At 63.6% G+C, this 24931-nt stretch carries 16 protein-coding genes; 5 read left to right on the top strand and 11 right to left on the bottom strand.

The genetic code is table 11. The features are described 5' to 3' along the window. Positions 1-3: 3 nt before the first annotated feature. Positions 4-2415 carry a type II secretion system secretin GspD gene (gene gspD, locus ACTHNE_RS04255; protein WP_324942700.1) on the top strand — a complete coding sequence of 804 codons (2412 nt, stop codon included), beginning with the start codon at positions 4-6 and terminating at the stop codon, positions 2413-2415. 114 nt (positions 2416-2529) lie between these two features. Then, complete coding sequence (gene hrpB / locus ACTHNE_RS04250) at positions 2530-5031, top strand: ATP-dependent helicase HrpB (protein WP_324942703.1); 2502 nt, start codon at positions 2530-2532, stop codon at positions 5029-5031. A 63-nt stretch (positions 5032-5094) separates the two neighbouring features. Here the strand turns inward: hrpB and ACTHNE_RS04245 are convergent, their stop codons facing one another. Continuing rightward, positions 5095-6039, bottom strand: coding sequence for an NAD(P)H-binding protein (locus tag ACTHNE_RS04245; protein WP_440268636.1), 945 nt, complete (start codon positions 6037-6039; stop codon positions 5095-5097). Between the two features lie 93 nt (positions 6040-6132). Between ACTHNE_RS04245 and ACTHNE_RS04240 the strand changes: the two genes are divergently transcribed. The 3 genes from ACTHNE_RS04240 (at position 6133) to ACTHNE_RS04230 (ending at position 10876) form a co-directional block, all read left to right on the top strand. Further along, positions 6133-7071, top strand: a complete 939-nt coding sequence (locus tag ACTHNE_RS04240; protein WP_440268635.1) for a LysR family transcriptional regulator — start codon at positions 6133-6135, stop codon at positions 7069-7071. Between the two features lie 26 nt (positions 7072-7097). Further along, complete coding sequence (locus tag ACTHNE_RS04235) at positions 7098-7796, top strand: ArsR/SmtB family transcription factor (protein WP_324942714.1); 699 nt, start codon at positions 7098-7100, stop codon at positions 7794-7796. 665 nt (positions 7797-8461) lie between these two features. Continuing rightward, positions 8462-10876, top strand: coding sequence for a protease pro-enzyme activation domain-containing protein (locus ACTHNE_RS04230; RefSeq protein ID WP_324942720.1), 2415 nt, complete (start codon positions 8462-8464; stop codon positions 10874-10876). A gap of 96 nt (positions 10877-10972) precedes the next feature. Here ACTHNE_RS04230 and ACTHNE_RS04225 read toward each other — a convergent pair whose 3' ends face one another. From ACTHNE_RS04225 to ACTHNE_RS04180, 10 genes are all read right to left on the bottom strand, one after another. After that, the gene (locus ACTHNE_RS04225) at positions 10973-14098 is read right to left on the bottom strand and encodes an efflux RND transporter permease subunit (RefSeq protein WP_440268634.1); all 3126 of its coding nucleotides are present in this window, start codon (positions 14096-14098) and stop codon (positions 10973-10975) included. Further along, a complete protein-coding gene (locus ACTHNE_RS04220) occupies positions 14098-15180 on the bottom strand; it encodes an efflux RND transporter periplasmic adaptor subunit (RefSeq protein ID WP_440268633.1) in 1083 nt (360 codons plus the stop codon). The genes ACTHNE_RS04225 and ACTHNE_RS04220 overlap by 1 nt, the downstream gene beginning before the upstream one ends. After that, positions 15177-16457: a TolC family protein gene (locus ACTHNE_RS04215; RefSeq protein ID WP_324942726.1), complete on the bottom strand. Its 1281-nt coding sequence runs from the start codon at positions 16455-16457 to the stop codon at positions 15177-15179. Before ACTHNE_RS04215 ends, ACTHNE_RS04220 begins: the two co-directional genes overlap by 4 nt. Positions 16458-16529: 72 nt before the next feature. Next, positions 16530-16904, bottom strand: a complete 375-nt coding sequence (locus ACTHNE_RS04210) for a hypothetical protein (protein ID WP_440268632.1) — start codon at positions 16902-16904, stop codon at positions 16530-16532. 63 nt (positions 16905-16967) lie between these two features. Continuing rightward, on the bottom strand, positions 16968-18491 hold the full coding sequence (locus ACTHNE_RS04205; RefSeq protein ID WP_440268631.1) for a CoA-acylating methylmalonate-semialdehyde dehydrogenase: 1524 nt from the start codon (positions 18489-18491) through the stop codon (positions 16968-16970). Between the two features lie 23 nt (positions 18492-18514). After that, a complete protein-coding gene (gene iolB, locus ACTHNE_RS04200; protein ID WP_440268630.1) occupies positions 18515-19312 on the bottom strand; it encodes a 5-deoxy-glucuronate isomerase in 798 nt (265 codons plus the stop codon). Then, complete coding sequence (gene iolE / locus ACTHNE_RS04195; RefSeq protein WP_440268629.1) at positions 19309-20223, bottom strand: myo-inosose-2 dehydratase; 915 nt, start codon at positions 20221-20223, stop codon at positions 19309-19311. Before iolE ends, iolB begins: the two co-directional genes overlap by 4 nt. After that, positions 20213-22108 carry a 3D-(3,5/4)-trihydroxycyclohexane-1,2-dione acylhydrolase (decyclizing) gene (gene iolD / locus ACTHNE_RS04190; protein ID WP_440268628.1) on the bottom strand — a complete coding sequence of 632 codons (1896 nt, stop codon included), beginning with the start codon at positions 22106-22108 and terminating at the stop codon, positions 20213-20215. Before iolD ends, iolE begins: the two co-directional genes overlap by 11 nt. Next, on the bottom strand, positions 22105-24048 hold the full coding sequence (locus tag ACTHNE_RS04185; protein WP_440268627.1) for a bifunctional 5-dehydro-2-deoxygluconokinase/5-dehydro-2-deoxyphosphogluconate aldolase: 1944 nt from the start codon (positions 24046-24048) through the stop codon (positions 22105-22107). Before ACTHNE_RS04185 ends, iolD begins: the two co-directional genes overlap by 4 nt. Positions 24049-24061: 13 nt before the next feature. Beyond that, a complete protein-coding gene (locus tag ACTHNE_RS04180; RefSeq protein ID WP_324943242.1) occupies positions 24062-24859 on the bottom strand; it encodes an ATP-binding cassette domain-containing protein in 798 nt (265 codons plus the stop codon). Positions 24860-24931: the final 72 nt, after the last annotated feature.

The raw sequence follows: 24931 nt of genomic DNA, 5'->3' as shown, positions 1-24931 counted from the left end.
TACATGTCACACACGCGCCTGCAATCCACCCCACGCATCGGCCTGCGCATCGGCGCGATCGCGTTGGCGGTCTTCCTGAGCGGCTGCGCGGCCAACAAGCCGCTGGTCCCCGACAACCATCAGCTGGAACGCGAAGCCGTCGCCGGCACCGAAAAGCCCGCGCCGCAGCCGCAGCCGCTGAACACCAACCTCAACAACGGGCAGGCGGCGCCGGCCGTGGCCAGCATCACGCCCGGCACCGGCGAGTTCGTGCGGCCGACCGGACCGGCCAGGCCGCACCGTCCCGCCTCGGGCGCCGGCGCGGTCACCTTCAACTTCGAAAACCAGCCGGTGCAGGCGGTGGTAAAGGCGATCCTGGGCGATCTCTTGCACGAGAACTACACCATCGTGCCGGGCGTGCAGGGCAATATCTCCTTCTCCACCTCCGAGCCGGTCGACAGCAGCCAGGCCATGCCGATCCTGGAAACGCTGCTGTCGTGGACGCACAACGCGCTGGTGAAAACCGACGGCCGCTATGTGGTGATGCCGGAGAAGGACGCCGTGGCAGGCAACGTCGCGCCCAGCCTCGGCGCGGCGGCGCCGAGCGGAGGCATGCAGGCTCGCCTGTTCCCGCTGCATTACATCGCCGCGGACCAGATGCAGAAACTGCTCAAGCCGTTCGCTCGCCCCGATTCGATTTTGCTGGTCGACAACGCGCGCAACGTGATCGTGGTGTCCGGCACGCCGGATGAAATCGACAACTACAGCCGTACCATCCGCACCTTCGACGTGGACTGGCTGCGCGGCATGTCGGTGGGCGTGTTCAACCTGCAGCACGCGACGGTGGAAGACCTGATGCCGCAGCTCGACGCGATGTTCGGCGCAAAGGGCGACACGCCGCTGGCCGGCATGTTCCGCTTCATCCCGATCAAGCGCACCAACGCGCTGGTGGTGATCAGCACCCAGCCGAGCTATCTCAACGAGATCGGCAACTGGATCGCCAAGATCGACCTGGGCGGCGGCAACGAGCCCCAGTTGTATGTGTATGACGTGCGCAACATCGGCGCGGCGGACCTGGCGCACTATCTGGCGCAGATCTATACCGACAACAGTGGCGGTTCGTCCGATCGTGGTGGAGCAGTGGCACCAGGCGCAGGTGGTGCGTCGACGCTGGGTGTGGGCAACAACGGCAGCGGCAACAGCAGCGGCATGGGTAGTACCGCCGGCGGCTTTGGCAATTCCACCACCGGCAGCGGACTATCCAATGGGCTGTCCGGTGGCGGTTTGGGTGGTACGGGCGGCAGCTCCTACGGCGGTGGCTTGGGCTCGTCCTCTACCGGAGGCATCGGAGGCATCGGTGGCATCGGTGGCGGCACGGCCGTCAACGGCGTCGGCATGAATGGCGGCCTGGCCAACAGCCAGGCCCAGGATCAGGGTTACAGCTCCAAGGACGGCAGCATCCGCATCGGTTCGGTGAGCGGCAACAACCAGTTGCTGGTGCGCGCGCGTCCGGCGCAATGGCAGGAGATTCTCGGCGTCATCAAGAACCTTGACGTGCCGCCGCTGCAGGTGCAGATCGAGACACGCGTGTTCGAAGTGGCGTTGACGGGCGACTTCCAGTTCGGTGTGCAGTGGTATCTGCAGGGGCTGGCTGGTGGACAGGCAAACAGTAATGGTGGATTTACGCCAGGCTATCCCGGTGCGCACCGCTGGATTGGCCTGGGCGGTGGCATTGGCCCTGGCAGCAATGCGAGCAACACGTACAGCGGGCAGCCCTTCTTCTATTCCTTCCTGAGCCCGGGCGGAAAATTCCAGGTCGCGCTCAATGCGCTGGAAACCAGTGGCAACACCAAGACGCTGTCAGCGCCTTCGCTGGTCGTGCTCAACAATCAGGTCGCGCACATCCAGGTGGGTGACCAGGTGCCGGTGAACCAGACCTATTACACCGGCCTGGGAACCGGAACCGGCACGACGGTGGGCCAGGTGCAATACATACCTACCGGCGTGATCCTCGACGTACAGCCACGCGTGAATCCGGGTGGCCTGGTCTATCTCAACATCGACCAGCAAGTCAGTTCGTTGAACGGCAATCCCAACAGCCAAGGCAATTACACGATTTCGCAGCGTCAGATCGCTACCCAGCTGGGTGTGCAGAACGGTCAGACCGTGCTGCTTGGCGGCCTGATTCAGCAGACTGATAGCGACACCAACAGAGGCGTGCCGGGGCTGAGCCGCATCCCTGTCCTGGGCAAGCTGTTTGGTTCGACCGATAAAAATAAAGCCCGCTCGGAACTGATCGTGCTGATCACTCCGCGTGTGATCACCAACAGCGAGGAAGCCAAGCAGATCACCGACGAATACCAGGAGAAGTTCCAGTCGCTGGCGCCGCTGCATGGCGAGAAGGGTCCGCCGGTGGAATACCCGCTGCGTCGATAATACTGCCGTAGGTTGGGGTGCAAACCCCAACATCGCCATGCATGAGCGTAGGTGCGTTGGGGTTCGCACCCCAACCTACGTCTATCGCAACGATTTTCCGTCAGCCGCGCAAGTTTGAGCATTTTGCAGTTTCCGATCACGCCACTGCTGCCCGATATCCGTGCCACGCTGGCCGCACAGCCGCGCCTGGTGCTGGAAGCGCCGCCCGGTGCCGGCAAGACCACGCAAGTTCCGCTCGCGTTGCGCAACGAGGACTGGCTCGAAGGCAAGAAGATCATCATGCTCGAGCCGCGCCGCATCGCTGCGCGCGCGGCGGCGCAATTCATGGCGCAGCAACTTGGAGAACAAGTCGGGCAGACGGTGGGTTATCGCATTCGCTTCGAAGCGCGCGTCAGCGCGGCCACGCATATCGAAGTGGTGACCGAAGGCATCCTTACGCGGCTGATCCAAAACGACCCCGAACTCACCGGCATCGGCGCGATCCTGTTCGACGAATTCCACGAACGACACCTGGCGGGTGATCTCGGCGCGGCCTTGGCGCTGGATGTGCAAAACACCTTGCGGCCGGATCTGCGCATCGTGGTGATGTCGGCCACGCTCGATGGCGAACGCATCGCGCAATGGCTGGATGCACCACGCATCAGCAGCCCCGGCCGCAGCTTTCCGGTGCGCATCGAATATCCGCCTGCGCGTACGCAGGAAAGCACGGAACAGCATCTGGTGCGCATCGCTCGGCAAGCACTGGAAGAAAACCAGGGCGACGTGCTTGCGTTTCTCCCGGGTCGCCGCGAAATCGCCCGCGTGCAAGGCATGATGCAGGCGCTGCAGCGGGACGACCTGGAAGTGATGGCGTTGCACGGGGAGCTCTCGCTGACTGAACAGCAGCTCGCGCTGGCGCCGGCGGAAGCGGGCATGCGCCGCATCGTGCTGGCTACCAATGTCGCCGAATCCAGCGTGACGTTGCCTGGCATCCGCGCGGTGATCGACACCGGGCTGGCACGCGAACCGTGCTTCGATCCGAACTCCGGCTTTACGCGGCTGGAAACCGTGACCATTTCGCAAGCCTCTGCCGATCAGCGCGCGGGACGCGCAGGGCGTGTCGCCGAAGGCACGGCTTACCGCCTGTGGCCGCAAAGCCGCCGCCTGGATGCGTCGCGCACGGCGGAAATCATGCAGGCGGAACTATCGGGGCTGGCGCTGGAACTGGCCGCCTGGGGCAGCGCGGAACTATCCTGGCTCGATCCACCGCCCGCTGGTGCACTGGCGCAGGCGCGCGAATTGCTCGTGCGGCTAGGTGCGCTCGATGCGCAAGGCCGCATCACTGCTTTGGGACGCCGAATGCTGGAACTTGGTGCGACCCCGCGACTTGGCGCGGCGGCCTTGCGCGCACCCGAAACATTGCATGCATTGGTGGCGGATCTGCTTGCACTGATGGAAGCGCGTTCTCCGCTGCGCGGCGAGCAGGCGCGCAGCGATGATTTCCGGGCACGGGTGACAGCGTTGCACGCGTGGCGCGATCGACGCAGCGCAACCGGTTTGAGCCATGGCGCGGATGCGGGCGCACTGGCTGCGGTCGAGCAGGCCAGCAAAGGCTGGCGTCAACGCCTGGGCATACGCAGCGCCGCCAGCGGCGTGCCGCATAGTCACGCGGTCGGCGATTTGTTGCTGCATGCGTTTCCCGATCGCATCGCGCGTCAGGACGACAGCAATCCAGCACGCTACACCTTGGCCAACGGCCGCGGCGCGCGTCTGCACGAACAGACGGCATTGCTGGGCGAACCGTGGCTGGTCGCGCTCGATCTTCGTCACGAAGCGCGCGATAGCTTGATATTGGCCGCGGCGCCGCTCGACCCGCGCGTGCTGGAAGAAGACTATCCCGGCCAATTCCAGCGCGTGCGCACCGTGCGCTGGAATGAAGAGCGCGCGGCGGTGGAAGCGTTCGAGGAACGCCGCTTCGGCGCGATCGTGCTCGAACGGCGCAGCGTTCCCGTGCAGCCGGAAGACGCCGTGCCGGCGTTGCTTGCCGCGGTCCGTCAACGCGGATTGGATGCCTTGCCATGGAGCGAATCGGCGCGCCGACTGCGCCTGCGCATGCAATCGCTGCGCGAATGGATGCCGGAACTGGGCTTGCCTGATGTTTCCGATGCACATCTGCTGGCTACGCTCGAAGACTGGCTCGGCCCGTACCTGCAGACCAAGCGCAAGCTCGATGCCTTGTCGGAAGACGAGCTTTCCCAGGCACTGGCCGCATTGTTCGACTACGAGCAGCGCAAGCAACTGGATGTGCAGGCGCCCGACAGCTTGACCGTGCCCAGCGGACAGACGCGCCGTCTCGAATACAAGCCCGGCGAGCCACCGGTGCTTGCCGTAAAGCTGCAGGAACTGTTCGGCCTGGCCGACACGCCGCGCGTGGCCGGCGGCCGCGTGCCGGTGACGCTGCATCTGCTGTCGCCCGCGGGACGTCCGATCCAGGTCACGCAGGATCTGCATGGTTTCTGGGAACGCACCTATCCGGAAGTGAAGAAGGAGTTGAAGGGGCGCTATCCCAAGCATCCCTGGCCGGACGATCCGTGGACCGCCACACCGACGCATCGCGCAAAACCAAGAGGAACGTAACGCTCGTAGGTTGGGGTGAAAACCCCAACGTCGCCATGCCAAACAGTGAGAGAGCGTTGGGGATTACACACAACCAAGCCCCACCAATGTCGCGTGTAACGCCTTGTCTATCGGCGTATAAGGCCGCTCACCCAAAAACGCCACCAACTTGGCATCGTCCAGCCGGATCGATTCCCGCCACAGATAACGCATCTTGCGCAGTTCCCGCAGCGTTTCCATGAACGGTGCCGCCAACGCCGTCAACCACCAGGGAAAGCGCTTTAATACGATGTGCGGGTTGTCGGCCGCACGCCGGACGGCATCGGCCATCGCATGACCATCCAGCCAATAACCACCGAAGTGATACACGTCGAAGTCGGCCAGGGCACGCTCGCGTTCGAGCAGGCGGGCGATCGTTTCCGCCACATCGGGCAGATAGGCCCATGCGTGATGATGCGCGTAATCGGCAGGGTAGCGCAGCGTCGTGACCGGCTTGCCCGGTTGCACCAATCCCTGTCCGAACCAGTTGTTGCCGGCGCGCGGCCCAATGAAATCACCGCAACGCACGATCAGCGTGCGCACGCCGGCATGCGTGGCCTGCGCCAGGCGGCGCTCCATCTGCGCGCGAATCTCACCCTTGCGCGTTTGCGGATGTTGCGGCGCATCCTCGCGCAACAGCGGGAATGCATCGGGACCGAAGTTGTAGATCGTGCCGGGCAGCACGATGCGCGCATGCGCCGCCTTGGCCGCCTCGATCGTGTTTTCCAGCATCGGCAGCACCAGCGTGTCCCACTGGCGATAGCCCGGTGGATTGACCGCGTGCACGATCACGTTCACGCCGTTTGCGGCGGCGAGCACGTCGGCAAGCTGCATCGCGTCGCCCTGAATCCAGGCGATGCCGTCTTGCTCAGCCGGCAGATGCCGCACCAGGGCGCGCACCTGCCAACCGTGTTTCTGCAATGCCAGGCAGGTTTCGCGGCCGATGCCGCCGTTGGCACCGATCACCAATGCCGTTCGAGATGTGCGCATGACTTCGGTCTCCGTGGGGGTTGAACGGAAGTCTGGTCGCGCCCAGCCCAAAAGAAAATTGCCTAATAGCGTAGAGCTGTTATACAAATATGCATGACCATCCAAGAACCCGGTTGGGAGTTGTACCGTTCGTTTCTCGCGGTGATGCGTGAAGGCAGCCTGTCTGCCGCCGCTCGCCTGCTCGGTATGACGCAGCCGAGCCTGGGGCGGCATATTCGCGAGCTGGAGGACACCCTGGGCGTCTCGCTGTTCGCCCGCTCGCCGCAAGGCGTATCGCCCACCGACCTGGCGCATGCCTTGCTGCCGCATGCGCAAGCGATGGCGTCCGCTTCGGCGGCGCTGCGGCGAGCCGCGACCACTCGCGACGACGCGATCGCCGGCGTGGTGCGCATCGCCGCCAGCGAGGTGGTGGGCGTGGAAGTGCTGCCGCCGATGCTTGCCGCCTTCCGCGAGCGGCACCCGGGCGTGGTGATGGAGCTGTCCCTTTCCAACCAGGCGGAAAACCTGCTGCGTCGCGACGCCGACATCGCCATCCGCATGGGCCGTCCTACCCAGGATGCGCTGGTTGCGCGACAGGTCGGCAGGATCGCGCTCGGCATGTATGCGCACCGGCGTTACGTTAAAGCGCATGGACGTCCCGGTACGATGGCCGAGCTCGCCGGGCACGCACTGATCGGCTTCGACCGGGAAACGGCATACATCCGCAGCCTGCGTCCGGCCGGCGTGCCTTATGCGCGCGAGCATTTCGCCTTGCGCACCGACAACGACCTTGCCGCGTTGGCGGCGCTGCGCGCGGGTTATGGCATCGCCATCTGCCAATGTGGCATCGGCGATCGCGACCCGTCGCTGCTGCGCCTGTTCGCGGACAGCTTCGAGTTGCACATGGATACCTGGGTGGCGATGCACGAGGATTTGCGCCGCAACGCACTGATGCGTGCGTTGTACGATCACCTCGCCACGCTGTTGATGGACTACGCCAACGGCGCCTCGCCGCCGGGCAAGCGCACGCTTCGGGCGCCGGCGAAACGTTGACGATGCGCGATGGCTACACTGCCTTCATGAACGACGTGAGCCCGCTCAACCGTTATCAACTGGCCGAACTGGGCGCCATGCTGGCCGAGCCGGCACGCGCGGCGATTCTGTTGGCATTGATGGACGGCACCATGCGCCCGGCCGGCGAACTGGCGGAGGTCGCCGGGGTAAGCGCGGCAACCGCCAGTGCGCATCTGAAGCGCCTGCTCGATGGCGGCCTGCTTGGCCTGCACGAACAGGGTCGGCATCGCTATTACCGCCTGGCCAATGACGACGTGGCGGCATGGCTGGAAGCGATGGCCTTGCCGCATGCCACGCGTGCGGTGCCCAGGCCGGCGTCGCGCGATCTCACGTTGTGCCGTGCGCGCACGTGCTATCGCCACCTTGCCGGGCAGTTGGGTGTCGCGCTGTGTGAAGCATGGCTGCATCGAGGATGGCTGCGTGCGGACAGCGATGGCATGTCGCTGTTGCCGGACGCTGCCGATGCGTTGATACATGCCGGTTGGCAGATGGCATCGACCCAGCAGTTGGTGCAGCTGCGCGGACGCGGCTGCCTGGATTGGACCGAGCGCCGCCTGCATCTGGGTGGCGCGCTCGGCGTCGCCATCACCGGCGGTCTGCTCGATACGGGCTGGTTGCGCCGCGCGCCGCGCAATCGCGCCTTGCTGCCGACGCCGGATGGCTTGCGCCAACTCGCCATGCTTGGTGTGCGCATCGATCCTTGAAGGTTGCGCCGTTGGCATGCATTCATGCTTGTCATCGTGCATTTCACGGACGTGATGACGCCTTCAGCGATTTGGATCGTGCGAACGTGAACGTCGCGTGCAGGTTTTTCTCGCCACGCTTTCAATAAGCTTGCGAAATTCTGCGCAGCAATTGTTCCAGTTTATGGTCAAGCCGATGCGTTCGGAAGAATTTGCGTGAACAAATGGATGAGGAACGCGCGGTCGAATCTGCCCGCCATGCATGGGCATGGATTTCCAACGCTACGCAAAAAACCTTTGGCGCAAAGCGAGCAGATTCATGCGATAGGAAAAACATATCGCGTATGGTGAATTTGGCGTGTGCATTTTTTCTGCGACGCAGTTCCATGCACGTTGCTTGACGCTGAATTTTCCGCCCGATACTTTCAAATGCATTCGTGGCAGGGAATTGGCGACGAATGATTCCTTGGCGATGCAACGTGTTTGTGGGGATGCATCACCTGAGCGCTGCAATCGGCACTGCCCGCAACGGGAGCAGGGGGAGCAGCAGCACGCCGGTGCTCGGGGGAATCTTAAGACGCAGCATTGTTCGATATGGCGTCGCGTGCGAGCGCGACTTCACTGGCATGAGGTACGCGCGACCTCAGTGGCTTCGCTCGTCCTCAACATTCCTGGGGAGTGAACTAATGTCTAGTCGTTTTCATCACAAGGCCATGCTGATTGCATTGGGTCTGGTTGCGGTCAACGCGGTGTATGTGCACGCCGCACCGTTGCCGGATGCAGGCAACATGGCGGCCGCCAGCTCCACTGCCATGGTCAACCTTCATCCCGCCGTTGCCTTGCGCACGGGTGACCAGGTCGTAGGGCCGCTGGCGTTTTCGCATCCGATGCATGTGGTCGTCACGCTGAAACTGCGCAACGAGCAGCAGTTGGACAGCTACATTGCCAAGCCCGGCTTCAAGCCGCTCACCTCCGAGCAATTCAATGCGCAGTACGCGCCCACGGCCGAACAGGCGCAAGCCGTCGCCAATTACCTGAGCAAGGCCGGCTTCACCAACGTCAAGATCGCGCCCAACCGCGCACAGGTGGAAGCCGATGGCCGCGCCGATACGGCGCAGACCGCATTCGGCACGAGCTTCGTGCATGTGAAGACCAAGGAAGGCCGGGATGCCTTCGCCAACAACAGCCCTGTGCGAATTCCCGCCAGCCTGCAGGGAACCGTCAACGCCGTGCTCGGCATGCAGAACGTGCATATCTCGCACGTGTTCGCCAAGCGGCTCAACCCTAACGTGGTCCATGGCAACAACCTGCAGCCGATGGCCGGTACGCCGGTGGGCCACCAGCCCTCCGATTTCCGCACGATCTACGGCGCCAGCAGCATGGCGAACGTCGCCTCGCCGATCGTAGGTTCAGTGTCGTCGGGCAGCCTGAGCAACGTGGTCAGCGACCTCAAGGCGACCTATCCGAGCGTAACGGTGACGATCAAGGGACCCAACGCAGGCAGCAGCACCAGCGGCGATGGCGAATGGGATCTGGACAGCCAGGACATCCTCGCCATGACGGGGCAGTCGCAGTACTACTTCTACAACGCCAATTCGTTGAGCGATGCGGACCTGCAGACCATCTACAACGATGTCGTGTCCGACAACCTGCTCAAGGCGATCGACGTGTCGCTGGGCGAATGCGAGACCTCGGCGCAATCCAGCGGTGCGGCATCTTCGAACGACAGCACCTTCAAGCAGGCCGTCGCGCAAGGCCAGACCTTCTTCGTTTCCTCCGGCGATTCTGGCGCGGATGAATGCAGCAATGGTGGCATCACGCCGAGCTGGCCGGCCAGTTCGCAATACGTCACTGCCGTGGGCGGCACCGAGCTCTACACGAACAGCACTACCACGTGGGCAAGCGAAACGGTGTGGAACAACTTAAGCTCGAGCGAAGGCGCCACCGGCGGCAGCCCCAGCACCTTCGAACCGATTCCGAGCTGGCAGCAGGGCGTGGCGGGCATCACCGACCAGAGCCATCGCGGCGTGCCCGATATCGCCTTCGACGCGAGCCCCGTGAGCGGCGCGCTGGTCTACGTGGATGGCCAGGCCAACCAGCAGATCGGCGGCACCAGCCTCGCCGCGCCATTGGCTGCCGGCATGTGGGGATTGGTGCTGCAGGCCAAGGGCACCAGCCTGGGCTTCGCCTCGCCGGTGCTCTACAGCGTCGCGAAATCGTCCAGCAATTACGCTGCGGCGTTCCACGACGTCACCTCGGGCAACAACAGCGGCGAAACCGCGGCGAGCGGCTGGGACTACACCACCGGCTGGGGCAGCGTGATCGTCAACCAGTTCAGCAGCCTGGCCGGTGGCGGGTCGGGCGGCGGCGGTAACCCCGTTGCCAATTTCACCGACAGCGTGAACGGCCTGACGGTGAACTTCACCAACACCTCCACCGATACCGGCGGCACCATCAGCTCGTACGCGTGGACCTTCGGCGATGGCGGCACGTCGACCAGCGCCAGCCCCAGCCACACCTACACAGCTGCGGGTACCTACACCGTCACACTGAAGGTAACCGACAACACCGGCGCCACCAACAGCACCAGCAAATCGGTCACCGTCAGCAGCGGCGGCGGTTCGACCCAACTGCTCGGCAATCCCGGCTTTGAAACCGGCACGGCATCGCCCTGGTCGATGAGCTCCGGCGTGCTTTGCAGCAACAGCAGCTGCTCTGGCGAAGTTGCGCACAACGGTTCGTGGTTCGCATGGATGGATGGCTACGGCAGCACCCATACCGATACGGTGTCGCAGACGGTGAGCATTCCTTCCGGAAAATCCAGCGCCACCTTGCAGTTCTATCTGCATGTCGACACCGCAGAGACCACCACGACGACCGCGTACGACACGCTGAAGGTGCAACTGGTCAACAGCAGCGGAACGGTGCTGACGACGCTGGCGACCTTCTCCAACCTCAACGCGGCGTCGGGTTACCAGGTGCACAGCTATAACCTCAGCTCGTATATCGGGCAGACCGTGACGCTGAAGTTCACCGGCACCGAAGACACTTCGCTGCAAACCTCGTTCGTGCTGGACGACGTCAATTTGAACGTGCAGTAAGCCTTGAAAAGGGGTGTGCACGGATGCACTGACAGGCGGGAAGGCGGAGCCGCAGGAGTGCGGCTCCGTCTTACGCGTCAGACGCGATGCTGGTTTTCAGGCCAGGCGCGAACGCACGGTATTTTTGCCTGATGCCGTCCGCTGCTCCATCCAGTCGTACAACACCGGCAGCAGCACCAGCGTCAGCAAGGTCGACGTGACCAGGCCACCCACCACTACGGTGGCCAGCGGGCGCTGCGTTTCTGCACCCACGCCGCTGGACAGCAGCATCGGCACCAGGCCAAGAATCGCCACGCTCGCGGTCATCAACACGGGACGCAGGCGCAACATGCTACCGCGCACGACGGCGTCGCGAACCGACAATCCTTTTGCACGCTGTTCGTTCAAGAAGCTCACCAGCACGATGCCGTTGAGCATGGCGACGCCGAACACCGCGATAAAGCCAATCGCCGAGGGGACGGATAAATACTGACCGGTGATGGCAAGCGCAACGATGCCGCCGATGATGGCGAACGGCACATTGGCCAGGATCAGGCCGGCGTATTTCATTGAGTTGAAGGCGGTGTAGAGCAGGATGAAGATAAAGAAGACCGTGGCCGGCACGATCAGCGACAAGCGCTTCAACGCACGCTGCTGGTTCTCGAATGCGCCGCCCCACTCGATGTAGTAGCCCGTCGGCAACCTCACTGCCTGGCTGATGGCTGCGTTGGCATCGCGGACAAAACCATCGATATCGCGCCCACGCACATCCATCTGGATAACGGCATATCGCTGCAGCTGTTCGCGCCGGATGAAGGAATAACCTTCGGCCTCGCTCACCTCCGCCACCTGGGAGAGTTGCACGATGGCGCCCGTGGACGTACGCAAGGGAATGCGCTGGATGGATGCCGGCGACTCCCTGTCCTTGTCATCCAGGCGAACGGCGATGTCGAATCGCTTGACGCCTTCCATCAGCGGGGTGACCGGTTCGCCGCCGATGCCATTTTTGACCACCGTCAATACATCGTCCGCATTGAGGCCGTACCGCGCGAGCGCGTCGCGGTCCACGCGAATGCGGATCTGCGGTTTGCCCAGGTTGGCCTCCAGGGCGAGGTCCGCCACGCCCGGTACGCCGGCGAGCGCATTCTTGATCTGGCCACTCAAACGATCGAGCGTGGCCAGATCGTCGCCATAGAGCTTGAGCGCGAGCGTGGCGCGCACGCCGGAAATCAGTTCTTCGATGCGCATCTGGATCGGCTGCGTGTAGCTCACCACCGCAGTAGGTAGCGCATCGGACAGTTCTTTCTGCATGTCCGCCTCGATACTTTCGAGCGTCTGCCCTTTGCGCCATTGGTCCTTCGGCTTGAGCGGTGTGTAGACCTCCATATAGTTCACGTCGGCGGTCTCGCCTTTTTCGGCGCGACCGATCATCGCCAGGGTGGTCTCCACTTCCGGAAACTTGGCCCTGACGCGATCGGCCACCTGCCTGGAAACGGCGATCGATTCATCGAGCGACGCCGAAGGAATGGAAGTAATGCGCCACATGATCGCGCCCTCGCGCAGGTTCGGCATGAATTCCTTGCCCAGGAGCGGAAACAGCGCAAGGCTGCCGATCAGCGCGCCGCCGGCGATGGCGAGTACGGTGCGGCGATGACGTAGCGACCACGTCAACACGGTGTCGTAGCGACGCTTCAGGAAGGCCACCAGCCGCGTGTCCTTTTCCTCCTTTGGCTTGAGCATCAGCGCGGCGAGGACAGGAATAAGCGTCAACGCGAGCAGCAACGATCCGGCCATGGCAAAGCTGATGTTGAAGGCCATCGGCTTGAACATCTTGCCTTCCAATCCTTGCAGGCTGAGCAACGGCAGGAACACCACGATGATGATCAGGATCGCGAAGGCGATCGGATTGGCCACTTCGCGCGCCGCCGCGAGCACGGCGGCCGTTCTGTCGACGGGCAGGCCCTGCGCCTTTCGTTCGGCCATGATGCGGAAGGCGTTCTCGACCATCACCACTGCGCCATCCACCATCATGCCGATGCCGATCGCCAATCCCGCGAGCGACATCAGGTTGGCCGACAGCCCGGCTTGCTCCATGCAGATGAACGCAATGAGCATGGCCAGCGGCAATGCAATCACGACCACCACCGCACTGCGTAATTCGCCCAGGAACAGAAACAGCACGATGGCGACCAGCACGGAACCTTCGATGAGCGCGCGCACAGCAGTCTGCACAGCCTTGTTCACCAGTTCGGTGCGTTCGTAAACCGGCTTCACCACCACGCCCGGCGGCAATGCCTGCTTCACCGTGGCCAGCTTGGCCTGCACCGCATCGACCACGCGCTTGGCGTTCTCGCCGACGCGCGCGAGCGCCTGCCCCATCACCACTTCCTTGCCGTCGCGGGTGATCGCGCCGGTGCGTGGCGCGCCGGCCTCGGTGATGCTTGCCACATCGCGCACGTAGACCGGCGTGCCGTTTTCGCTCTTGAGCACGATCTGGCCGATGTCCCTGGTGTCCTTGACCAGGCCGAGGCCGCGCACGAGATATTGCTCGCGCCCCACGTCCACGAAGTTGCCCCCGACCTGCGCATTGTTGGCCTGGAGCGCTTCGATCACCTGCTTGAAGCCGAGGTTGTGCGCAATCAGCTTCATCGGATCGATGCGAACCTGGTACTGCTTTTCCTGGCCACCCCAGGAGGTGACATCGTCCACGCCCGGTGCAGTGCGCAGGATCAGGCGAATCGTCCAATCCTGCAGGGTGCGCAAGTCCATGTCGCTGGGTGCGTCCTCGAGCGCGTCGTCCGCACGCTCCACCGTGTACCAGAACACTTGGCCAAGGCCCGACGTGTTCGGTCCCATCTCGGGTTTGCCATAGCCGGCGGGCAAGCGGTCGCCCACTTGCTGAAGCCGCTCGTTGACCAGCTGGCGAGCGAAGTAGATGTCCATGTCGTCGTCGAAGTACACCGAGACATACGACAAGCCGAACAGGCTGACCGAGCGGATTTCCTGCACCTTGGGCAGGCCGGCGAGTGCGGATTCCACCGGTGTCGTCAGCAGTTGTTCGACATCCTCGGCGGCCAGGCCGGGCGCTTCGGTATATACGTTCGCCTGCACCGGCGTGACGTCCGGGAAGGCGTCGATGGGCAACGTGCGCACGGCCTGGTAGCCGAGGGCGCCGATCACCGCAAAAAGGATTAGCACCAATACTTTGTAACGCAGCGAAAGTTCGGCAAGGCGCCCAAGCATCATTCTTCTCCCAACTGCGAGCGCAACAGACGCGCCTTGAGCGCGAAGGCGCCATCGCGCACATAGGCAGCGCCGGCCTTGAGTCCTTGCTTGATTTCGATCCAGCCCTGGCGCGTCTCGCCGATGACGACTGGCGCGGGTTCGAACTGGCCTTGTCCCTTGTCGACGAACACGGTGGCCTGGTTCTGCCACAGCACCACCGCGTCGCTGGGAACGGCCAGCACCTGCTTGCTGCCCGCGATGGCGATGCGCGCATCGACCAGTTCGCCCGGATGCAGCGCATCGCTCGCGTTGTCGACCTTGATGCGCACGAGCGCGGTGCGCGTACGCTCGTTGGTCTGGTGCGATCGCTGCAATACGGTGCCGGGCAAGCTGATGCCTTGTGCGAGGATGCGCGCCGTATCGCCCGGCGAAACCTTCTCGGCATCCGCGGGCGGTAATTGCGCTTCCACCCAGACCGCGTTTTCGTCGACGATGGTAAAGAGCGTGCGTCCAGGCTGCACGCGCTCGCCCACCAGGAAATCATCCGAGGTGATGCGGCCGGCGATCGGCGAGAGCAACGCATAACTGCCATCGGCCTTGGCCGAACCGCCGCGCAGCACCGCCTGGATCTGTTCCTTGGACAAACCATAGGCGAGCAGCTTGGCGTGGGCCTGGTCGCGCTGCACCTTGGTTTCGTTGTAGCGGCGCGCCGATACCGCTTGCGGTCCCAGTGCGGCGATGCGCTGCCAATCCTGCTCGGCCACGATCAGCGTGCCTTCGGTTTCGGCCACTTCGACACTCGAAAGCGTGACGAGTGCTTCGGCGGCCTTGACCAGATCGCCCAACCGGGCTTTGCGTGCTACCACTTGCGAATCGATGCGCGGCGACACCAGCACGGTGGCGTAGGCATCGAGCTTTACCTCGCCCGGTGCCTTCAGTTCATCGGGAAAGGCGCGCAGTTGTGCTTGTGCGGTGACGATGCCGGCGTCCTTGATCGCCGCTGCATCGAGCTTCAGCGGATTGTTCGCCTCCTGCGCATCGGCAAGGGTGATCATGCCTGTCACGACAAACAGGCCTAGCGATAAAAATAATGTCTTCATGGTGCGGCCTCCTGCATGCGGCCATCGATCCAGTCGTTCAAACGACCGGCAGCGGTGAGGTAATCGAACCAGGCCTGCCAGGCCTGGTTTTCCAGTTCGAGGCCGGAAAGCGCGGTATCCAGGCTTTGTTTGAGTTGCACCAGGTAATCGGAGGTGCCGAGTTCGCCTGCGCGCCAGAGTTTTTCCTGCAGGGCCGTGCGTTCCTGGAAGGCGGCGGCACGGCTGTTCTGGAACGATGCCGCGGCGGTACGCAATGCTTCGTAACGCGCTTGCGCTTCCTGCAAAGCGGCCCGCGCGCGCAAGCGTTCGCCTTGCAACTTGGCGATGGCGGCGTCCGCATCGGCGCGCGCGGCATCCACGTCGGCGCGTCCGCTATTGAGCACCGGCAAGGGTACGCTGACGCTGACACCAATGACGCGATCGGTCACCGGGCCGGCACGAACGCGTCCACCGGTCAGGCTGACCGTGGGGTCGGGAAGACGGTTGCGTTGCGCCACGCGAATGGCTGCATCCGCACTCGCTTCGCGCGCTTGCGCCAGCACCACCTGCGGCAGATCGGCAACGGCACGCGGCGCCATGCTCGCTGTACTGGGCGGAAAGCTGTGCGGCCATGGCGGTGGTGCGATGGTGTGCGTGTCGTCGGCGAGCGCAAGCAATGCGGCACGCACCGCCGCTTCATTGCCCACCAGCGTGGCTTGCTGCATTTGCGCCTCGCCTAGCGCCAGTCCTGCCAGATCGCGCTCGGGACTGCTGATATCGCCTACTTTCAGCCGCTGCGCAGCCAGGTCATCGAAGCGCTGCATCAGTGCGAGGCGCTGTTGTCCCAATTCACGCTGTCGCGTCGCCAGGGACAGGGTGGACCACACCTTGAGCCATTGTTGCGCCGTCAACTGGCGTTGCAGGTCGTACGCTGCTTGCGCCACGCGTAACTCTGCCTGGCCCTGCGTAGCGCGTGCGCGGCGCTTGCCCGACACGTCCAGCGTAAGGCTAAGCTGTGCGGTACGCCGATCCACATCGGCGTTTTCCGCTTCGAGCGCCAGCGCGGGGTTGTAGAGCGGTTGATCGGCGGCACGCGCGCGGGCGTATGCGGCATCGAGATCGGCGCGCGCGACCTGCACGTCCGGATTGATCGTCCAAAGTGCACGGATGGGTTCACGCCATGGTGCGGACGTGTCGGGCTGAGTCGACGCATGAAGCGTTGAGGAAAACAACATGCCGAGCGATAAGGCGCACAGCAAACAGACGGCACCCCACGGCGCCGGGCTTGAGCTAGCCATGAAAAATCATCTCCTGAAAACGAACACGAAGCGTGGCGCGGCATTAGGCTGCGCCACGGTGAGTCGGTGTTTTCAGGCAGCGATTGGAGGCCGCAGCAGCGAGGCGGTAGGTTCCGGGGCAATACCCTCAGAGGCGGCGGCAGGCGTGAACGACACGCCATGGTTCGGCATCATCAAGACCATGCCGGCCGGCAGCGGCATGTTGTGCGCGCAGTTGCAGTGGCATCCGCCCGCTTCACCGAGCAGGCAGCTGGCGTCATCCGGCACGGAAGCGTGGACCATCGACGTTTGCGCTGCGTTTCCCGAGATGGATGCTGAGGATGCCTGTGGATCGGCCAGGCAGATGGAACTCGTCAGCAGCTTGAACAGCAATACCGCCACGGCCAACGCCCACAGGCCGCGATGGCGGCGCAAATGGGAAAGCAGGGGCAGGCGAGCGTGTTGCATGGCGGACGATGCTACGCGAGCCGGCCGTTGTTAGACAATTTCATTTGCGTCGGAAACGCACGCTCAATGCGTGGGCATCGCAAACTCCGGTCCGCGGCTGCCTTCGCTGGCCAGCCAGCGCTGCGTCACGGCTTTCTGCCGCGTGTAGAAGCGCACGCCTTCGGGGCCGTGTGCGTGGTGATCGCCGAACAGGCTCCTCTTCCAGCCGCCGAAGCTGTGAAACGCCATCGGCACGGGAATCGGTACGTTGATGCCGATCATGCCCACCTGCACGCGATGCGCGAATTCGCGCGCCACCTGGCCGTCGCGCGTAAAGATCGCGGTACCGTTGCCGTATTCGTGCTCGTTGACCAGGGTGAGCGCGCTGGCGAAATCCGGTACACGCACCACGCACAGCACCGGGCCGAAAATTTCTTCCTTGTAGATGCGTATGTCCGGCGTAACGCGATCGAACAGCGAGCCGCCAAGGAAGAAACCTTGCTCGCAGCCGGCCACGCGATGACCGCGACCATCGACCACCAGCGTGGCGCCTGCCGAGAGGCCGTCTTCGATATACGCGGTGATCTTGTCGCGATGCTGCGCGGTGATCACCGGGCCCATCTCCACTTGTGCATCCATGCCTTCGCCGATGCGCAGCGCGCGCACCTTCGGCGTCAGCTTCGCCACCAGCGCATCCGCCGTGGCGTCACCGACGGCGACAGCGACGGAAATGGCCATGCAGCGTTCGCCGGCCGCGCCGTAGCCGGCACCGATCAACGCGTCCGCGGCTTTGTCGATATCGGCATCGGGCATCACGACCATATGGTTCTTGGCGCCGCCCAGCGCCTGCACACGCTTGCCGTTCGCGGTGCCGCGCGCGTAGATGTACTGCGCGATCGGCGTGGAGCCGACAAAGCTCACCGCGCGGACTTTGGGATGATCCAGCAGCGCATCGACGGCAGTCTTGTCGCCCTGCACGACGTTGAAAACACCGTCGGGCAGGCCGGCTTCCTGCAGCAATTGCGCGAGCATCAGCGAGGCGGAAGGGTCGCGTTCCGAGGGTTTAAGTACGAACGTATTGCCGCAAGCGATGGCCATCGGGAACATCCACATCGGCACCATCGCAGGGAAGTTGAACGGCGTGATGCCGGCGCACACGCCTACTGGCTGGCGCATGGTCCAGGCGTCGATGTCGCTGGCTATCTGCTCGGTGTATTCGCCTTTCAGCAGTTCCGGAATGCCACAGGCGTACTCGACCACTTCCAGTCCGCGCACCACCTCGCCCTTGGCGTCGGCAAACACCTTGCCGTGCTCGCGCGTGATGGTGGCGGCAAGCTTGTCCATGTCGCGCTCGATCAGTTCCTTGAAGCGGAACATCACGCGCGCACGCTTCAACGGTGGCGTTTGCGACCATGCATGGAACGCGGCGTCGGCCGCTTTCACGGCAGCATCCACGTCCGCGGCCGTGGCCAGCGCTACTGTGCCGATGACGGCGCCAGTCGCAGGGTTGTAAGAGGGCAGGGTGTTGCCGCTGCCGTCATGGAGCTGGCCATTGATGTAGTGGCCGGTGGTGTGCGGCGCGGTGTGTTCGGAAGGTTGAGCGGACATGGGTGTTCCTCTTCGATGCAATCTCAGCGCGGTATCAGCCAGTCGTGCGCCGGGTCGTTCTTGAAATGCCATGCGCGATGCGGGCCGGCCATGACGTTGAGGTAATAACCGCGGTAACCATGCGGCATCACGACCGGGTGATAGCCGCGCGGCACCATCACCACATCGTGGTCGCCCACCGCCATGGATTCGTCCAGGTCGCGCGCGTCGGTATACACGCGCTGGAAAGCGAAACCCTGCGGCGGATCGATGCGGTGGTAATAGGTTTCATCCCTCGAACTTTCCAAAGGCAGGTTGTTGTTATCGTGCTTGTGAGGCGGATAGCTGGACGAATGTGCGGCCGGCGTCACCACTTCCACCACCAGCAGCGATTCGGCCGGCTCGGTTTCCGGCAGGATGTCGCAGACGTAGCGCGTGTTGGTGCTTTTGCCGCGCACCGAGCGTTTCATGCTGGCGCCTGGAATAAGCCGCACGGGATGCTGCCCCTTGGCGGGGGCGGTCGCCAGGGCCAGCTCCACTGCATCGTGCGCAGTGATATCGAAGGAGGCGCCGGGCGGCGCGTAGACCGCATCCGGAGAACGTTCGTCGAACACGCTGGCGCGGCCACCGAGGTATTCGAATGATTCGCCGTGTGCATGAACATCCACGCGGCCGGTAAGCACGACCAGGCAGCCTTCGCGATCCGCAGGCAAGACGAAGCGAAGGTCTTCCTTTGGTGAAAGGCGGAAAGCTTCAAAGCCGACATGCTTCCAGCCGGCGGATTCGGGCGTCACCTTGACGATGTCGCGCCCTTGCGGACGTCCCTTGACCAGCAGGCTCATGCGACCTCCTGCAGCGGCGCATCGATCAACGCACGCAGCGTGCGGTAACCCTTGCTGGCATACGCGTAACTTGGCGCCACCGCAGGATCCTGCTCGGCCTCCACCACCAGCCAGCCCCGATAGCCGTGCGCACGCAAGGTGGCGACGATGGCGGCGAAATCGATGCCGCCGTCGCCGGGCACGGTGAATACGCCGTTCAACACCGCATCGAGAAAGCTCCATTGCCGATTGCGCGCGTGTTGCACGATAGTTGGCCGCACGTCCTTGCAATGCACATGGCACACGCGCTGGATGTGCCGGTCGAGCACGGCCAGCGGATCGCCACCGCCGAAATAGGCGTGGCCGCTGTCGAACAGCAGGCCGACCTCGTCGCCGGTACAGGCCATGAGGCGGTCGATATCCTCCGGCGCTTCCACGTAGGCGCCCATGTGATGGTGATACGCCAATCGCACGCCATGCTTCAGCAGGTGCTGGCCGAATGCAGTAAGCCGCTCGCCGTAGCGCTTGAACGTGTCTTCATCGCGGAACTGCGGGCGCTTGTAGAGCGGCGTGGAGCGTTCGCCCTGGATCGAATCGGCCACTTCACCGTACACCATCACCTTGCAGCCGTTCTCGGCGAGCAGGCGCAGATGCGGCTCGACCGCGGCGATTTCTTCCTGCACGGAACGCTCGGCGAGCCAGCCGGAATACCAGCCTGAAACGACTTCCAGTCCGTAGCCGGCCATCAGTTCGCGCAATGCGGCGGGCTCGCGCGGAAACTTGTTGCCCAGTTCGAAACCCTGATAGCCGATGTCGCGGCCTTCGCTGAGTGCCGTGGACAGCGGCGTTTCGCCACCCAGCGCAGGGAGATCGTCGTTGCTCCAGCCGATCGGGTTGATGCCGATCTTTACCTTGAACGTATCAGTGCTCATCGGGCTTGCCTGTTACCGGGTAGAGCCGCTGTCTTTCCTTGGCCTGTTCATAGTCGCGTCGCGCGGCTTGCACGGATTCACGCTCGGACATTTCGGGTACTGCTACTTCCCACCAGCAGCCGCCGGCTTCGGTGGTGCGACGATGGTCGGTGTCGATCGCGATCAGGTAGGTACGCGTGGAGGCACGCGCACGCGTCAGTGCCTGTTCCAACTCGGCAATGCTGCGCACGTGCTCGGCTTGCGCGCCCATGGCGCGAGCATGTGCGGCGAAATCGATGGCTGGGGCGTCATCGGAGCCATGCAGGCAATCGTCGAGCATGTTGTTGAACGGCGGGCCGCCGCAGGCTTGTTGCAAACGGTTGATGCAGCCGAAGCCGCGGTTGTCCAGCACGATCACGATAAGCTTTTGGCCCAGCATCACCGAGGTGGCGATTTCCGCATTGAGCATCAGGTAACTGCCGTCGCCCAGCATCACGATCACTTCGCGCTCGGGTTTGGCCATCTTCACGCCAAGGCCGCCGGCAATCTCGTAACCCATGCAGGAGTAGCCGTACTCCATGTGATAGCCGCCAGGCGTTTCGGTGCGCCACAGCTTTTCCAATTCGGCCGGTAGCGTGCCGGCAGCGCACACGACGATATCGTCGCGTGTGGAATGGGCATGCGAGCGCTGGACGGCGCCGATGATCTCGCCGTCATACGGCAGCGTGCCTGCCGGCAGTTCGCGTCGCGAGGCGATCTTATCGACGAGTTCGCGCCATTGCTTGGCAAGTTGTTCGGCGCGCTCGCGCCATGCTTGCTTAGCGCGCCAGGCGCCGAGTTCCTTCGAAAGGGCGCCGAGGCCGAGCCGCGCATCGGCCAGCACCTGTACGCCACCGCCTTTGAGCGCGTCATAGCCGTTGACGTTGAGCGTGATGATGCGTGCGTGGCGGTAAAGCGCGTTGGAACCGGTGGTGAAATCCTGCAGGCGCGTGCCCACGGCCAGCACGACATCGGCATCGGCCAGAAGATCGTTGGCCGCAGTCGAACCACATACACCTGCCGGTCCCAGTTGCAGCGGATGATGCCAGGCGAGCGTGCCTTTGCCGGCCTGCGTTTCCGCCACCGGCACGCCATGAGTCTCGGCGAAGTGGCGTACAGCCTCGCTTGCTTGTGCATACAGTGCGCCGCCGCCCACGACCACTACGGGATGCTTCGCATGACGTAACGCGTCGGCTGCGGCAGTGATGTCTTCTGGTGCAGGCGGCAAGCGACGGAAGCTATGCACGCGCTCGGTGAAGAAGTCCTCCGGCCAGTCGCAGGCTTCGGCTTGCACGTCCTGCGGCAGTGCAAGCGTAACGGGGCCGCATAGCGCAGCATCGGTCAGCACATGCATCGCGCGGGGCAGGGCGGTGAACAGCTGTTCCGGCCTCACGATGCGATCGAAATAACGCGATACCGGACGGAAGCAATCGTTGACGCTGACCGTGCCATCGCTGAAATCCTCGATCTGCTGCAGCACCGGATCGGGTGCGCGCGACACAAAGATATCGCCCGGAAGAAGCAGCACTGGCAAGCGATTGACGTGCGCCAATGCGGCCGAGGTCAGCAAGTTGGTGGCGCCCGGGCCGATCGAGGTGGTCACTGCCATCATACGCCGTCGCATCTGTGCTTTCGCATAGGCGATCGCCGCATTCGCCATCGCCTGCTCGTTGTGCGCGCGATAGGTGGGTAGCTGTTCGCGATGCTGGTAAAGCGCTTCACCCACCCCGGCCACGTTGCCGTGACCGAAGATGGCGAACACGCCACCGAACATCGGCAACAGCTCGCCGCTGTCTTCGTCGCGCACCTTCTGCGCGGCGAGATAGCGCACCAGTGCCTGCGACATGGTGAGCCGCAGCGTACTCATGCGGCGACTCCGGTCGTCTTGCTGCCGCGGCGCGACTGCTGCCATAGCGCGATCAGCTTTGCGAACTGTTGCGATGCACGCTCGACCAGCGTGTCGTCATCGATCTCGTTGCTGAGCCAGGCGCGCGAAGGTTCCAGGAACAGACTGCGACCGACAGCGAATCCTCGGCAACTTGCGCTCTGTGCGGCGGCGGCAAAGCCTTCGGCCAGTTCGGCGAACGGTGCGTTGAGGCCCAGCAGCACCACGCCACGGCAATACGGATCGCGCTCGGCCAGCAGTGCATCGATGGCGGTCCAGTCCTTCGCGGGCAGCGGCTTCAGCTTCCACCATTGGGGACGTATGCCGAGATTGTAGATGCGCTTCATCGCGCGCAATACGCGCTCGCCTTGTGTGCCGCTGGTAGAAGCAGGGGGAATCACCTCCAGCAACAGTTCGTGGCCACTTTGCTTGACGGCGTCATACAGCGTGCGCAGCTGCGTTTCCTGCTCCAGGCGCAGTTCGGCGTCGCCATCCGGATCGAACTGCACCAGGCATTTCACCACGTGCTCGTGCGGCCACTGCACCAGCTGGCTGCCGAGCGAGCGACCGTACTCGAATTCCAAGGGATTGGAACCGGGCGTTTCCACCGGACGGCCGACCCACCAGCCACGCCCGGTTGCGGCGTTGAGCGCATCCTGGCCATAACGCTGATCGATCAGCACGCCCACGCGATGGGTAAGATCCAGCTCGCGCTCGACCTTCGCCACTGCATCGACCAGCAGGCGCTTCAGGCGCGGTAGCCGCGCTTCTTCCGCGCCGCATGCGCAGGCCAGTTCGTAGAACTGGCTGCGATGGTCAAAGGCGAAGATATGCAGATCTTCCCACGCTGGCCGCGCCACGCTGACGCGATGCAGATGGGCCAGTTCTTCGTCCTGGTCGGGACGCTGCAACTGCTCGACACGCGCGAGGAAATAATCCAGTTCCGCACGGCTGGGCATGGCCGGCGCGCAGCCATGACGCGATACCACGATCGCACCGCAAGCATTGGCGTAGGTGCAGCTTTGTTCGATGTTCCGGTCGCGCAGCCAGCCGTAGAGAAAGCCGGCCATGAAGGCGTCGCCCGCGCCCAATACATTGAGCACCTCCACGCGGGCGCCGCGATGCATGGCGATGTCGTGCATGCTGGTAGGAATCGCGCCTTCGAGCACATGGCAGCCCTGCGCGCCGCGCTTCACCACTAGCGTGGCCTTGGTCACTGCGCGCACGGCACGTAGCGTGGTGAGCAGATCGCCGCTGCCGCCGGCGATATGGAATTCCTCTTCCGTGCCGACGATCAAATCGAACTGCGGCAGCATCGCTTGCAGGTGCGCGGTCACCCCATCGTTGGCGATGAAGCGTGTTTCGCCATCGCCGCGCCCGGTAAGCCCCCAAAGTACCGGCCGATAATCGATATCGAGCACGGTGCGCACGCCATGCTTCTTGGCGAAGGCCAGCGCCTTGCTGCTCGCCGCATGGACGCGCGGCGTGGAGAAATGCGTGCCGGTGATCGCCAGCGCCCGGCTGGATGCAATGAAGGCCTCATCGATGTCGGCCTCGTCGATCGCCATGTCCGCGCAATTCTCGCGGTAGAAGATCAGTGGAAAGGTGTCGCGGTCCTTGATGCCGAGCAGCACCAGAGCGGTAAGCCGTTCGCGATCGATGCCTACATGGCTGACATCGCAGCCTTCGCGCGCGAGCGTTTCGAGCAGGAAGCGGCCCATATGGTCGTCGCCCACGCGGCTCAACATGGCGGTGCGCAGGCCAAGGCGTGCGGCGCCGAACGCGGCATTGGCGGATGAGCCGCCGAGATATTTGGCGAAGCTGGTGGCGTCTTCCAATCGCGCGCCAGCTTGCTGCGCGTAGAGGTCCGCGGCGAGGCGGCCGAGGCAGATAAGGTCGTAGGTGCGTTCGTTGGTCGTCATGCTCGTGGCTCTTTCACGCCGCAGCGCGCCCTTCCAGTTCGGCGACCAGGCTTTGGATTTCCGTGCCGCCGGCCATCATGTCCAGCAGTGTTTCCTTGGCCAGGTCGTGCTTGGCGAAGGTGCCCATGGATTGGCCGCGATTGAGCAGGGTGAAGCTGTCGCCGATCGGATAGGCGTGATGCACGTTGTGGGTGATGAAGATCACCGAGATGCCGCGCGCACGCGCCGTGTGGATCAACTTGAGCACGTTGCAGCTCTGCTTGATGCCGAGCGCGGCGGTGGGTTCATCCAGAATCAGCACCTTGGCGCCGAAGTGGATGGCGCGGGCGATCGCCAGGCACTGCCGTTCGCCGCCCGACATGGTGCCGACCGCCTGATGCGGCGAGCGGATCTGGATGCCCATCTCCGCCAGCTTTTCTTCCGACACTCGCGCGGCATGTGCGATATCCATCACGGGAATCAGGCCGAACAGCTTGCGCGCCGGTTCGCGACCGGCGAAGAAGTTGCGCGCCACGCTCATCAAGGGCACTAGCGCGAGATCCTGGTATACGGTGGCAATGCCGTGATCGAGCGCCTCGCGCGGCGAGGTGAAATGCACCTCCTTGCCTTCCACCAGATAGCGTCCGCGGCTGGGTGCATGCACGCCAGCCAACGTTTTGATCAGCGTGGATTTACCGGCGCCATTGTCGCCAAGCAGGCAGTGCACCTCGCCGCGGCGCAGGCGCAGCGTGACATCCTTGAGCGCAATCACCGTGCCGAAGAATTTGCTGACGTTTTCCAGTTGCAGGATGTAATCGTCGTTGCCGGTCATGGCGATACCCTTATTTGCTGCGGGTGGCATGCAAGCGCACGTAATGGTTGAACAGCACCGCAAGCAGCAGCA

This window comes from Dyella sp. (assembly GCF_051954575.1).
Taxonomy (GTDB): domain Bacteria; phylum Pseudomonadota; class Gammaproteobacteria; order Xanthomonadales; family Rhodanobacteraceae; genus Dyella_B.
Note: the sequence above shows the minus strand (reverse complement) of the source record. Positions and strands in the feature narration are given on the sequence as shown.

Excerpts from the sequence above, each read along its gene's own strand:
- ACTHNE_RS04180 (WP_324943242.1), bottom strand. The coding sequence starts at position 24,859 with ATGACCGGCAACGACGATTACATCCTGCAACTGGAAAACGTCAGCAAA.
- ACTHNE_RS04215 (WP_324942726.1), bottom strand. The coding sequence starts at position 16,457 with ATGGCTAGCTCAAGCCCGGCGCCGTGGGGTGCCGTCTGTTTGCTGTGC.
- ACTHNE_RS04225 (WP_440268634.1), bottom strand. The coding sequence starts at position 14,098 with ATGCTTGGGCGCCTTGCCGAACTTTCGCTGCGTTACAAAGTATTGGTG.
- iolD (WP_440268628.1), bottom strand. The coding sequence starts at position 22,108 with ATGAGTACGCTGCGGCTCACCATGTCGCAGGCACTGGTGCGCTATCTC.
- ACTHNE_RS04210 (WP_440268632.1), bottom strand. The coding sequence starts at position 16,904 with ATGCAACACGCTCGCCTGCCCCTGCTTTCCCATTTGCGCCGCCATCGC.
- ACTHNE_RS04220 (WP_440268633.1), bottom strand. The coding sequence starts at position 15,180 with ATGAAGACATTATTTTTATCGCTAGGCCTGTTTGTCGTGACAGGCATG.
- ACTHNE_RS04245 (WP_440268636.1), bottom strand. The coding sequence starts at position 6,039 with ATGCGCACATCTCGAACGGCATTGGTGATCGGTGCCAACGGCGGCATC.
- ACTHNE_RS04185 (WP_440268627.1), bottom strand. The coding sequence starts at position 24,048 with ATGACGACCAACGAACGCACCTACGACCTTATCTGCCTCGGCCGCCTC.
- ACTHNE_RS04240 (WP_440268635.1), top strand. The coding sequence starts at position 6,133 with ATGACCATCCAAGAACCCGGTTGGGAGTTGTACCGTTCGTTTCTCGCG.
- iolE (WP_440268629.1), bottom strand. The coding sequence starts at position 20,223 with ATGAGCACTGATACGTTCAAGGTAAAGATCGGCATCAACCCGATCGGC.
- ACTHNE_RS04235 (WP_324942714.1), top strand. The coding sequence starts at position 7,098 with ATGAACGACGTGAGCCCGCTCAACCGTTATCAACTGGCCGAACTGGGC.
- ACTHNE_RS04230 (WP_324942720.1), top strand. The coding sequence starts at position 8,462 with ATGTCTAGTCGTTTTCATCACAAGGCCATGCTGATTGCATTGGGTCTG.
- iolB (WP_440268630.1), bottom strand. The coding sequence starts at position 19,312 with ATGAGCCTGCTGGTCAAGGGACGTCCGCAAGGGCGCGACATCGTCAAG.
- gspD (WP_324942700.1), top strand. The coding sequence starts at position 4 with ATGTCACACACGCGCCTGCAATCCACCCCACGCATCGGCCTGCGCATC.
- ACTHNE_RS04205 (WP_440268631.1), bottom strand. The coding sequence starts at position 18,491 with ATGTCCGCTCAACCTTCCGAACACACCGCGCCGCACACCACCGGCCAC.